Origin of the sequence: Pseudoxanthomonas sacheonensis (genome assembly GCF_031455975.1) — a bacterium.
GTDB classification, from domain to species: Bacteria; Pseudomonadota; Gammaproteobacteria; order Xanthomonadales; family Xanthomonadaceae; genus Pseudoxanthomonas_A; species Pseudoxanthomonas_A sacheonensis_A.
Map to the genome: position 1 here is coordinate 418598 of NZ_JAVDTT010000001.1, position 11562 is coordinate 430159.

The 11562-nt window shown below is 64.5% G+C and carries 11 protein-coding genes; 9 read left to right on the plus strand and 2 right to left on the minus strand.

What is annotated here, in order from left to right:
- Positions 1 to 176: 176 nt before the first annotated feature.
- A complete protein-coding gene (locus J2W94_RS01945; RefSeq protein ID WP_310089949.1) occupies positions 177 to 1673 on the minus strand; it encodes an aminotransferase class III-fold pyridoxal phosphate-dependent enzyme in 1497 nt (498 codons plus the stop codon).
- Positions 1674 to 1791: 118 nt separating this feature from the next.
- On the opposite strand from J2W94_RS01945, the gene J2W94_RS01950 reads away from it, so the two are divergent.
- From J2W94_RS01950 to secF, 7 genes are all read left to right on the plus strand, one after another.
- Positions 1792 to 2226, plus strand: coding sequence for an Lrp/AsnC family transcriptional regulator (locus J2W94_RS01950; RefSeq protein WP_163840602.1), 435 nt, complete (start codon positions 1792 to 1794; stop codon positions 2224 to 2226).
- 38 nt (positions 2227 to 2264) lie between these two features.
- Positions 2265 to 3341: a tRNA preQ1(34) S-adenosylmethionine ribosyltransferase-isomerase QueA gene (gene queA, locus J2W94_RS01955; RefSeq protein ID WP_310091548.1), complete on the plus strand. Its 1077-nt coding sequence runs from the start codon at positions 2265 to 2267 to the stop codon at positions 3339 to 3341.
- Positions 3331 to 3939, plus strand: a complete 609-nt coding sequence (locus J2W94_RS01960; RefSeq protein WP_310089950.1) for a flavin reductase family protein — start codon at positions 3331 to 3333, stop codon at positions 3937 to 3939. Before queA ends, J2W94_RS01960 begins: the two co-directional genes overlap by 11 nt.
- A 41-nt stretch (positions 3940 to 3980) precedes the next feature.
- Positions 3981 to 5087, plus strand: coding sequence for a tRNA guanosine(34) transglycosylase Tgt (gene tgt, locus J2W94_RS01965; protein ID WP_310089951.1), 1107 nt, complete (start codon positions 3981 to 3983; stop codon positions 5085 to 5087).
- 320 nt (positions 5088 to 5407) lie between these two features.
- Complete coding sequence (gene yajC, locus J2W94_RS01970; protein ID WP_093281540.1) at positions 5408 to 5749, plus strand: preprotein translocase subunit YajC; 342 nt, start codon at positions 5408 to 5410, stop codon at positions 5747 to 5749.
- Between the two features lie 123 nt (positions 5750 to 5872).
- The gene (gene secD / locus J2W94_RS01975) at positions 5873 to 7762 is read left to right on the plus strand and encodes a protein translocase subunit SecD (protein ID WP_310089952.1); all 1890 of its coding nucleotides are present in this window, start codon (positions 5873 to 5875) and stop codon (positions 7760 to 7762) included.
- Positions 7763 to 7774: 12 nt separating this feature from the next.
- Positions 7775 to 8740, plus strand: a complete 966-nt coding sequence (secF, locus tag J2W94_RS01980; protein WP_310089953.1) for a protein translocase subunit SecF — start codon at positions 7775 to 7777, stop codon at positions 8738 to 8740.
- A gap of 77 nt (positions 8741 to 8817) precedes the next feature.
- Here secF and J2W94_RS01985 read toward each other — a convergent pair whose 3' ends face one another.
- Positions 8818 to 9642 (minus strand): inositol monophosphatase family protein, encoded by an 825-nt coding sequence (locus tag J2W94_RS01985; RefSeq protein ID WP_310089954.1) that lies wholly within the window; start codon positions 9640 to 9642, stop codon positions 8818 to 8820.
- Positions 9643 to 9770: 128 nt separating this feature from the next.
- On the opposite strand from J2W94_RS01985, the gene J2W94_RS01990 reads away from it, so the two are divergent.
- Positions 9771 to 10574, plus strand: a complete 804-nt coding sequence (locus J2W94_RS01990; RefSeq protein WP_310089955.1) for an RNA methyltransferase — start codon at positions 9771 to 9773, stop codon at positions 10572 to 10574.
- 39 nt (positions 10575 to 10613) lie between these two features.
- Complete coding sequence (locus J2W94_RS01995; protein WP_430540558.1) at positions 10614 to 11561, plus strand: phosphate/phosphite/phosphonate ABC transporter substrate-binding protein; 948 nt, start codon at positions 10614 to 10616, stop codon at positions 11559 to 11561.
- Position 11562 lies beyond the last annotated feature (1 nt).

Below are 11562 nucleotides of genomic sequence, written 5' to 3' on the forward strand. Positions count from 1 at the left end.
GATGCGATCGATACGGATGATTGCAGTTTGGTTTCGGGTTCGCGCATGCCGCGAAGCGGGCGGAAACTGCCGTCGCAGCGACGCATGGCTTGAAAGACGCGCAAAGAAAAGCCGGGCGAGCCCGGCTTCACTGCAACACCAAAGTCGCGCCAATGCGGCGCGATTCGATCAGGCGCTTATGCGGCTGCGGCCTGTTCGGCGCGCGGGCCTTCGCGCAGCGCCTGGCCGACCATGCCGACCAGCAGATCCAGCTCATCGGAAGTCATGGCGAAATGCGGAGTGAAGCGCAGCGAGTTGGCGCCACCGTGGATGACGTTGAGGCCTCGTTCGCGCAACCATTCCTCGGTGGAGCCGGCGCCGTAGCATTTGAACTGCGGGGCCAGTTCGCATGAGAACAGCAGGCCGGTACCCTGGACCTTGGTGATCAGGCCGCCCAGGTCGGATTTCAGTTTCTCGAGCTTCTCGACGGCTTCCGCGCCGCGCTTGCGGATGTTCTCGCGCAATTGCGGAGTCAGCAGATTCAGCACGGCGCAGGCCACGTCCAGCGCACGCGGGTTGCTGGTCATGGTATTGCCGTATACGCCCTTGCGGTACAGGCCGGCGGCGCGTTCGTTCACCGCGAGCACGGACAGCGGGTACTGCGCGGCATTCAGCGCTTTGGAATAGGTTTCCATGTCCGGCGCGTCCAGGCCTTCGAAGCCCGGGTAGTCCACGATGGACAGCACGCCGTGCGCGCGCAGACCGGCCTGGATGGAATCGACCAGCAACAGGCTGCCGTGGCTGCGGGTCAGCTCGCGAGCGACCGCGTAGAAAGCTGGCGGCAACGAGCGGCCGGGGTCGCCTTCGCCCATCACCGGCTCCAGGAACACGGCCTCGACGAACCAACCCTTGCTGTCGGCATCGGCGAACACGCGCTTCAACGCTTCGGCGTCGTAGGGATCGATCGCGATCACCGAATCCTCGTTGCGATAGCTGGCCAGATATTGCTGATAAGCCTTGCGCGAAGAATCCGAGTACAGCGCGGGACGCTCGGTGCGTCCGTGGAAGCTGCCCTTCACCACGACGCGCTTGATGGCGCGGCCGGCGTATTTGGCGCCGGCGTCGGTCTGCAGCTTGGTGTTGATATCGGCGATGCGCGCGGCCAGGCCGACCGATTCGGAGCCGGAATTCAGGCACAGGAATTTGGCGAACGGGCAACCGCCGCGGGTGTGGCCGATTTCCTTGCGCAGCGCGCGGTCGAAGCGCAGCTGCGACAGGCTGGGGGTCATGATATTGGCCATCACCTGCGGCTTGGACATGGCTTCCAAGACCGCTTCGGGCGTGTGGCCGAAGCCGATCATGCCGTAGCCGCCAGCGTCGTACAGCACCGCGCCATTGATGGTGACGATCCAGGGGCCGCGAGCGGCGAGGGCGACATAGGGATTGATCGCGTCTTCGGAATAGAAGTTGACGTAGCCGCCTTGCACGGCGCGCAGTTGCGCGTCTTCGTCCAGGGCGAACAGGTCGGCGAATTCATCGCGCAGGGTTTCGTGCTCGGCGGCTGCGGCCGCGACCGCCGCTTCCAGTTCGGGATGCGACTTGGCCAGACGCAGCAAAGTGGCATCGTCCAGACCGGTGGTCATGCGTTTGCCCGTGTGAGCGCGCAGCGGGGCGAGTTTTTCGATCAGGGTCATGGCGCTCTCCATATTATTTGGCGGCAAGCGGATCATTATCGGGATAATTTCGTCGTTTGATAGTGATGATTCGACTGATTCATGATAATTTTCGTCTAATCGACGAAAATCAAACCCCATGACGAAGATCACCCCTGCCGACCAGTTGTTGCTTTCCCTGCTGCGCGAGAATGCTCGCGCCTCCACCGCGGACATCGCTCGGCGGCTCGGGCTTTCGCGCACCACCGTACAAAGCCGGATCGATCGCCTGGAGCGCCAGGGCGTGATCAGCGGTTATGCGGTGCGCTTGGCCGACGAATACGAACACGGCCAAATCCGCGGCCACATCATGATCGCGGTGCAGCCCAAGCAGATGGTGGCCGTGACCAAGGCACTGCGGGCCATGCCGGAGCTGCGCCTGCTGCATTCGGTGACCGGTTCCTACGACCTGATCGCCTTGGGTGTGGTGCCGACCATGGCCGAAATGGACGTGCTGACCGACCGCATCGGCGAAATCGAGGGCGTCGAGCGCACCACCTCGGCATTGATCCTTTCCACCAAGTTCGAGCGCTAGGCTCACGTACAATGCGCGGCCTTCCAGGGCCCATCACGTTGAAGAAATCCGATTTCCACTACGAACTTCCGCCTGAGCTGATTGCGCAGGAGCCGCTGGCCGAGCGTTCCGCCAGCCGTCTGCTGGTGGTGCCGCCCGAGGGCGCGCCGTTTGCGGATCGGCAAGTACGCGATCTTCCGCAATTGCTGCGCAAGGGCGATCTGCTGGTGTTCAACGATACGCGCGTGATTCCGGCGCGGCTGTTCGGGCAGAAGGAAAGCGGCGGGCGGGTGGAAATTTTGATCGAGCGCCTGCTGCCGGAAAACCAGGCGCGCGCGCAGATCGGCGCCAGCAAGTCGCCCAAGCCGGGCGGCCGCATTGCGCTGGATGCGGGCGGCGAAGCGGAAGTGTTGGGACGCGACGGCGAGTTCTACCAGCTGCGCTTCCACGTGGACGATGGGCTGGAAAGCTGGCTGCTGAAGTCCGGCCGCCTGCCGCTGCCGCCGTATATCCACCGCGATCCCGGGATCGACGACGACGAACGCTACCAGACGGTGTTCGCGCGCGAACTCGGCGCGGTGGCCGCGCCGACCGCCGGCCTGCATTTCGACGATGCGTTGCTGCAAACATTGCGCGAACAAGGCATCGAATTCGGCCACGTCACCCTGCACGTGGGCGCGGGCACCTTCCAGCCCGTGCGCGTGGACGACGTGCGCGAGCATCGCATGCACAGCGAGTGGTTGAACGTGGGCGCGGCGCTGGTCGAACAGGTACGCGCAACGCGCGCGCGCGGCGGGCGGGTGATCGCCGTGGGCACGACGGTGGTGCGCGCGCTGGAATCGGCCTCACGCTCGAACGAAGCCGGCGACGGGCAGCTGCAGCCATTCGCCGGGGAAACGCAGATCTTCATTTTCCCGGGTTACCGCATCCGTAGCGTAGACGCCATGCTGACCAACTTCCATCTGCCGGAAAGCACGTTGCTGATGCTGGTGTCGGCTTTCGCCGGCAAAGCGCGGGTGTTCGCGGCCTATGCCCATGCCGTTCGCGAGCGATATCGATTCTTCTCCTACGGAGATGCCATGCTGCTGTTCCCGCAGGCGGACGATGCGGCGAAAGGGCAGTCGGATGCGTCTTGATTTTTCCGAGCTTCCGGCCACGGAAGGTTATCGCTGGCTGACAGCGACGGTCACGCCGCGGCCGATCGCCTGGGTATCCACGCGCTCGGCGGAAGGCATCGACAACCTGGCGCCTTTCAGTTTCTTCCAGGTGGTCTGCGACGAGCCGCCGACGTTGATGGTCAGCATCAGCCGGCGCGATGGCGACGAGCCGAAGGACACGTTGCTCAACCTGCGCGACAACGGCGAACTGGTGGTGCAGCTGGTTAGCCATGCGCAAGCCGAAGCCATGAACGCCAGTTCCGCCAGCCTGCCGCGTGGCGTCAGCGAATTCGAACGGTTCGGCATCGCCGCCACCTCCAGCGAGCGGGTGAAGCCGCTGCGTGTGGTGGGTGCGCCGGTGGCTTTCGAGTGCCGGGTGGCGGAAATCAAGCCGTATCCGGCCGAGCGGCCCACACATCACCTGGTTTTCGCCGAGGTGCTGTTGGCGCATATCGACGACGGAGTGCTGGCCGACACCCGCCATGCCGACGCGGCCAGGCTGGATCTGGTCGGCCGCATGGGCGGCAGTCTTTATGCCACCACCCGCGATACCTTCGCCATGATCCGTCCCAAATAGTCCAGCCTTCCTCCAGAACCTTTTTAAAAGTAGCCAACGGTATGTCACGACTGAGCTTCCAATTGCTGGGTACCGACGGCATCGCCCGCCGCGGGCGCCTGACTTTCCCGCGCGGCACCGTGGAAACGCCCGCGTTCATGCCGGTCGGCACTTATGGTTCGGTGAAAGGAATTCTCCCCGAGCACATCAAGGAGCTCGGCGCCGAGATCATTCTCGGCAACACCTTCCACTTGTATCTGCGCCCTGGCCTGGAGGTCATCGCCAAGCACCAAGGCCTGCACGGCTTCGCGCGCTGGAACAAACCCATCCTTACCGATTCGGGCGGATTCCAGGTGTTCTCGCTGGCGCACCAGCGCAAGATCACTGAGCAGGGCGTCACCTTCAATTCGCCGGTGGACGGCAGCAAGGTGTTCCTGGGTCCGGAAGAAAGCATGCGCATCCAGAAGACGCTGGATTCGGACATCGTGATGATCTTCGACGAATGCACGCCGTATCCGGCGACCGAAGAAGTCGCCTCGCGTTCGATGGAGCTGAGCCTGCGCTGGGCGCTGCGCAGCAAGAACGCGCACGAAGGCAACGATGCGGCGTTGTTCGGCATCGTGCAGGGCGGGGTGCATCCGGAGCTGCGTACGCGGTCGGCGGACGGACTGCAGGAGATCGGCTTCGACGGCTACGCCATCGGCGGTCTGGCGGTCGGCGAGCCAGAACACGAACGCAACGCCATGCTGGAACACATGCACCCTTTGCTGCCCCCCGACCGTCCGCGCTATCTGATGGGCGTGGGCCGGCCCGAGGACCTGGTGGAAGCGGTGGCGCGCGGCGTGGATATGTTCGATTGCGTCATGCCTACCCGCAACGCGCGCAACGGCCATTACTTCACTTCCACCGGCACGGTGCGCATCCGCAATGCGAAGTACGAGCAGGACCTGGACCCGATCGAGCCGGGTTGCGGTTGCTACGCCTGCCGCAACGGTTTCACCCGGGCCTATCTGCGCCACCTGGACCGCTGCAACGAAATGCTGGCGCCCATGCTGGGCACCCTGCACAACCTCTGGTACTACCAGAAGCTGATGGCGGGCATGCGCGAGGCGATCGGACAGGGGCGTTTCGAGGCGTTCCGGGCGTCGTTCTACGCGGCGCGGAAGTAGCGCCTTTTCCTTCTCCCATTGGGAGAAGGTGCCCGAAGAGCTTGCCCCGTACTCGATACGGGGGCGGATGAGGGCGAGAAAAGTCCGACCCAAGGAAACGGTCCGTCAATCTGGGAATGCACGCCCTCATCCGCCCCTACGGGGCACCTTCTCCCAAAGGGAGAAGGGGGAGGGCGGCGGAACCTTCGTCCATTTGCAAGGTCTTTCCCCTGCCAGCAAGGGGTTTCCCAGCGATTTCGGCCCATTTCCGTACTTGCGGGGACGCCGACCCGCCCCCATGGCATAATTCCCGGCTGTTTTCGGCCTTATCGGATTACCTGATGAACCTGCTCGATTTCCTGATTCCCACCGCCCATGCCCAGGCCGCAGGCGCTGCACCCGCCGGTGGTGGATTCGGCATGCTGCTGTTTCCGATCATCCTGATCGCGGTGATGTACTTCCTGATGATCCGCCCGCAGATGAAGCGCGCCAAAGAACACCGCGGCATGCTGGACAAGCTGTCCAAGGGCGACGAAGTCATCACCTCGGGCGGCATCGCCGGTACCGTGACCGACATCGGCGACAACTTCGTCACCGTCGAAGTGGCCGACAACGTGCGCGTACGCGTGCAGAAGGCCGCGGTCGGCAACGTGCTGCCCAAAGGCACGCTCAAGTCCGCCTGATCGGCTTCGGCAACCCGGATGCAGCCGAAGGCGACATCCGGGCAGTCATGAAGATACGACGCAAATCCCCGGGTATCGCCTTGCTCCGCCCGGGCTACGGTCTACGTTCTCTGGAACTCCCCGATGCTTGAATTCTCGCGCTGGAAATACATCGCCATCCTGTTGGTCGTGCTGTTGAGCGTGCTGTACGCGCTTCCCAACATCTACCCTTCCGATCCTTCGGTGCAGATCACCGCCAATCGCGGTTTCGCGATCGACGACGCCTTGAACCAGCGCATACAGGCGTCCCTGAAGAAAGCGGGCGTCGCCGCCAAATCGCTGGACAAGGAAAAAGACAGCCTGTTGGTGCGCATGCCCAGCCTGGACGCGCAGACCAAGGCCAACGATGCGCTGCGTACCGACCTGGGCGATGACTACATCGTGGCCCTGAACCTGGCTTCGACGGTGCCCGACTGGATGGGCGACTTCGGCGCACGGCCCATGGTCCGCGGTCTGGACCTGCAGGGCGGCGTGCATTTCGTGATGCAGGTCGATCAGAAGGCGGCGCTGGACAAGCGCGTGGACGCCTACGCCGAGGACATGCGCGTCACGCTGCGCGACAAGCGCGTGCGCTACGAGTCGGTGGAGCGTCGCGCCAATAACGGCATCGTGGTGACCCTGGCTGCGGGTGAGGATGCGGAAAAGGCGCGTACCGCGCTGACGGGCAGCGCCGCCAACGCCAACGCGGCCACTGCGGGCCCGGGGCTGACTTACCTGATCGACGGCAACCGCATCAACGTGACCCTGCCGCAAAGCGAGTTGCAGCAGATTTCCGGCGACGCGATCGAGCAGAACATCGCCACCTTGCGCAATCGCGTCAACGAACTCGGCGTGGCCGAACCCATCATCCAGCGCCAGGGCGAGGATCGCGTGGTGGTGCAGCTGCCGGGCGTGCAGGACACCGCCGCGGCTAAGCGCCTGATCGGCGCCACCGCAACGCTCGAGTTCCATTCGGTCATCGACGGCAACGCGCAGGACGCGCTGGCCAGCGGCAACGTGCCGCCCGAGGCGCGCATCTATTATCTGCGCGATTCGGCCGGTCCCGACGGCAAGCCGACGCCGGTGCTGCTGAGCAAGCGCGTGCTCGCTTCCGGCGACCAGATGGTCACCGCCAGCACCGGTACCGACCAGAACGGCCTGCCTGCGGTCAACATCACCCTCAACGCCGCCGCCGGCCAGCGCATGTTCGACTTCACCAGCGCCAACGTCGGCAAGCTGATGTCGGTCGTCTACATCGAACGCATCCCGCAGGTCACCATCGTCGACGGCAAGGAAGTGCGCTCGACCAAGGTCAGTGAAGAAGCGTTGGCGCCGACGCGCATCGCCGGCGTCTTCGGCAAGAACTTCCAGACCACCGGCCTGGAGAAGACCGAAGCCGAGAACCTGGCCAAGCTGCTGCGCGCGGGTTCGCTGGCCGCGCCGATGGATTTCATCGAAGAGCGCGTGGTCGGCCCCAGCCTGGGCGCCGAAAACGTCGAGCGCGGCACCAAGGCGGTGATGTTCTCGTTCCTGTTCGCGCTGGCGTTCTTCCTCATCTATTACCGCATGTTCGGCCTGATCACCTGCGTGGCGCTGCTGCTCAACCTGCTGATGGTGGTGGCGGTGATGTCGCTGTTCGGCGCCACCATGACCTTGCCGGGCTTCGCCGGACTTGCGCTGTCCATCGGCATGTCGGTGGACGCCAACGTGCTGATCAACGAGCGAATACGAGAAGAGCTGCGCGCAGGGGTACCGCCCCAGGCGGCCATCGCCACCGGCTACGACAAGGCCTCCGGCACCATCTTCGATTCCAACATGACCGCGCTGCTGGCCGGTGTGGCCCTGTACGCGTTCGGCACCGGACCGTTGAAAGGCTTCGCCATCACCATGATCGTGGGCATCCTGACCTCCGTCTTCACCGCCGTGACCGTATCGCGCGGCATCGCCACCTTGATCTACGGCCGTCGCCGCAAGCTCAAGTCGCTGGCCATCTAAGGGGACCCCGACATGAAACTTTTCCCGTTGCACCTCATCCCCAACGACACCAACTTCAACTTCATGCGTTTGCGCTGGGTCTCGCTGACCGTGGCGCTGCTGCTGGCGGCGGTGGCGGTGGGCGCCATCGCTTTCAAAGGCTTCAATTACGCGCTGGATTTCACCGGCGGCACGGTGGTGGAAGTGCGTTTCGACCGGCCTGCCGACGTCGATGGCGTGCGCGAACGCCTCAACGCCGCTGGCTTCACCAGTGCGCAAGTGCAGACCTTCGGCACAGGCAAGGATCTGCTGATCCGCTTGCAGCCGCGTGCGGGCCAGACCAGTTCCGGCAACGACAACACCACGGTTCGGGAAGTACTGGCCGCGGCCTCCACGCCTGACAATGCCGCCAAGATGCTGCGCAACGAGTTCGTCGGGCCGCAGGTCGGCAAGGAGCTGGCGCTCAACGGCCTGTATGCGCTGATCTTCGTGGTGGTGGGCTTCCTGATCTACATCTCGTTCCGCTTCGAATGGAAATTCGCGGTGGCGGCCATCTTCACCACCCTGCACGACGTTCTGATCGTGGCCGGTTTCTTCGCCCTGACCGGGCGCGAGTTCGACCTGACCGTGCTGGCCGGCTTGTTGTCGGTGATGGGCTTCTCGATCAACGACACCATCGTGGTGTTCGACCGCGTGCGCGAGAATTTCCGCAGCCTGCGCGCCGAGCCGATCGAGATCCTCAACCGTTCGGTCAACCAGACGCTGTCGCGCACCATCATCACCTCGTTCGTGGCGTTCCTTACCGTGCTGGCGCTGTACCTCTACGGTGGCGGCTCGCTGGAAGGCATGGCGATCTCGCAGATGCTGGGCATCGTGATCGGCACCATCTCGTCGATCTTCGTGGCCTGCCCGTTGCTGACCATCTGGTTCCTGAAGGTCACCAAGCAGGATCTGTTGCCGAAGGCGCGTGAAGAGGCGGCGCTGGCCCGCCGGCCGTAAGCCCCGTCGACGCAGAAATAGAAAAGGCCGCGAAGTTCGCGGCCTTTTTCATGGATCGGCGTCGCTCCTACAGGTTGCTAGTTGAAGCTGGCGGCGTAGCCGGAAGTGACGATGGTCTTCTGCAGCGCCTCGCAGACCTTGATGTTGCCGGCCACGATCTGGTGGCCCTTGGCGCCTTGGAAATCCATCCGCGCGATGCTGGCGCCGCGGTAGTCGCAGACCTTGCCGCCTGCCTCGCGCACCAGCAGCACGCCGGCGGCGATATCCCAGGCTTTCACGCCGGCTTCGAAATAGGCATCGCTGCGGCCGCAGGCCACATAAGCCAGGTCCAGCGCCGCCGAACCGGCGCGGCGCACATCCTCGGCCTGCACCAGCAGTTCGCGCACGCATTCCAGCTGCGCGCCGGCGCGGGCGCGTTCGCGCGGCGCGAAGCCGGTGCCGATGATGGCGCCAGCCAGATCTTTGCGGTCGGTGACGCGGATGCGGCGTTCGTTGAGCTGGGCGCCGCTGCCGCGGCTGGCGGTGAACAGTTCGTTGCGCAGCGGATCGAAGATCACCGCGTCGGTGGGCTCGCCATTGTCGACCAGGGCGATCGAAACGCAGTAGTGCGGGAAGCCGCGCAGGTAATTGCTGGTGCCATCCAGTGGATCGATGACCCAGGTGTAGCGTCCGTTCTTGCCGGCCTGGCCGCCGCTTTCCTCGCCCAGCACCGAGTAATCGGGGTAGGCGCGCTTGAGTTCCTTGATGACGGCCTTTTCGGCGTCCGCATCCACTTCGCTGGCGTAGTCCAGACGTTCCTTTTCCACCACGTTCAGGCTGTCGAGCTTGTTGATGTTGCGCAACAGGACGTTGCCTCCCTGACGCGCGGCCTTGACCATGATGGTGATGACAGGATTCAACATGGGTAACGGACCTCGGGCGGACTGGCAGGGCAGACGGGTGGGACGGAACGAGTGGTTAAAGAGCAGCACGGCGCGTAGACCGGCGCGCGCAGTTTAACATCTGTGCCCACGAACACTCCTCCACGCCCATGAACATTCCCGCCCAATCGCCAGAATCGTCGCCCGAATCGCTCCCGGAAACCGCCGCCAGCCGGATCCGCATCGTGCTGGTCGGCACCCAGCACCCCGGCAATATCGGCGCGGCGGCACGCGCGCTGAAGACCATGGGACTTTCGAAACTGGTGCTGGTGGCGCCCGAGCAGTACCCAGCGGACGAGGCCTTTCGCCGGGCCGCCGGCGCCGATGACCTGCTGGCGTCGGCCCGTGTGGTGGCCACGCTGGCGGAGGCCGTGGCCGATTGCAGATTCGTGCTGGGCTGCACCGCGCGCAGCCGGCGGGTCGCGTTGGAGGAACTGCACCCCCGGGTGGCGGGTGACCGCGTGGTCGAAATCGCCCGCCGGGACGAGACGGCGCTGGTCTTCGGCCGCGAGCGCACCGGACTGAGCAACGAGGAGCTGCAGCTCTGCCACGCCTCGGTGCACATTCCCGCCAATCCCGAGTACAGCTCGCTCAACTTGGCCGCGGCCGTGCAGGTGCTGACCTACGAAGTGCGGGTGGCATTGCTTGCGGCGGGAGAGGCGGCCCCCGCAGCCGTCGAAGAAAGCCACGAGACCCCGGCGAACCATGCGCAGCTGGAGGGATTTTTCGCCCAGTTGGGGGAAACCCTCGACGACATCGATTTCCATAAGGGCCGGGCCCCGGAATCGGCCATGCGCAAGCTGCGGCGCCTGTTCCTGCGCTCCAATCTGAACGAGCAGGAAGTACGGCTGTTGCGCGGCATCCTGGCCGACGCGCAGCGCATGGCACGACTGGCCGGAGAGAAGCCGCGCTGAATTACTACCCGTCAAGGGAGCTTTCGGCTAGTCTCGCACCTGTCGTTGATGCGAGCCCTGACGTTGCGTATAGCCTGGTTTGGTCTTGCCCTCCTGTTACTTGCCCCCGCCACGGCAGCGCCGGCGCCGCCGTCCCCATCCGACGGCGGCAATGTACTGGTCATCGGTCGCATCAGCGACGATCCCAAGGCCCACTACGAGCAACTCAAACCCCTGCTGGATTACGTGGTGCCGCGCATGCGCGACGTTGGCATCACCGAAGGCCGCATCCTGATGGCGCGCGACGCCCAGCAGATGACCAGCTACCTGCGCCGCGGGCGCGTGGACTGGGTTACCGAGACCGCCGGTACCGGCATGCAGCTGCAGAAGCGCGCGGGCGCCAAACCCTTGCTGTTAACCGAGCGCGGCGGAGTGAGTCGTTACCACTCGGTGTTCTTCGTGCGCAAGGACAGCGGGATCGATTCGCTGGCCGACCTGAAAGGCCGCAGCATCGCCTTCCAGAGCACCGCTTCGACCAGTTCTTATATCGTTCCGGCTTCGACCCTGCTGGATCGTGGCCTGCACATGGAGATACTGCTGTCGCCGATGGACAGGCCTACACCGGATTCGGTGGGCTACGTTTTCGCGCGCTCGGAACTCAACATCGCGGCGTGGGTGCATAAACGCCTGGTCGATGCCGGCGTGTTCAGCAGCCTGGACTGGGAAGACGAGCGGCGGATGCCGGCGGCGTTCCGTCCCGACATGAAGGTCATCTACCAGACCCCGGATTATCCGCGCGCGCTGGAGATGGTGCGCGGCGACCTCGACCCCAAGGTGGAGGCGCGCCTGCGCGAGGTGCTGTTGCAGGCGGCCAACGATCCCGACGCGCGCGAAGCCATGACCCTGTTCTTCCGAACGACGCGGTTCATGCCGGTCGACGCGGTTTCGCAGCAGGGTCTGGATCGTCTGCGCGATGGCGCCGCCCGCGTGCGCGAGCAAGTCGAGTGAG

Coding starts and splice junctions, on each gene's coding strand:
- J2W94_RS01945 (WP_310089949.1), bottom strand. CDS start 1,673: ATGACCCTGATCGAAAAACTCGCCCCGCTGCGCGCTCACACGGGCAAA.
- J2W94_RS01950 (WP_163840602.1), top strand. CDS start 1,792: ATGACGAAGATCACCCCTGCCGACCAGTTGTTGCTTTCCCTGCTGCGC.
- J2W94_RS01960 (WP_310089950.1), top strand. CDS start 3,331: ATGCGTCTTGATTTTTCCGAGCTTCCGGCCACGGAAGGTTATCGCTGG.
- tgt (WP_310089951.1), top strand. CDS start 3,981: ATGTCACGACTGAGCTTCCAATTGCTGGGTACCGACGGCATCGCCCGC.
- yajC (WP_093281540.1), top strand. CDS start 5,408: ATGAACCTGCTCGATTTCCTGATTCCCACCGCCCATGCCCAGGCCGCA.
- secD (WP_310089952.1), top strand. CDS start 5,873: ATGCTTGAATTCTCGCGCTGGAAATACATCGCCATCCTGTTGGTCGTG.
- secF (WP_310089953.1), top strand. CDS start 7,775: ATGAAACTTTTCCCGTTGCACCTCATCCCCAACGACACCAACTTCAAC.
- J2W94_RS01985 (WP_310089954.1), bottom strand. CDS start 9,642: ATGTTGAATCCTGTCATCACCATCATGGTCAAGGCCGCGCGTCAGGGA.
- J2W94_RS01990 (WP_310089955.1), top strand. CDS start 9,771: ATGAACATTCCCGCCCAATCGCCAGAATCGTCGCCCGAATCGCTCCCG.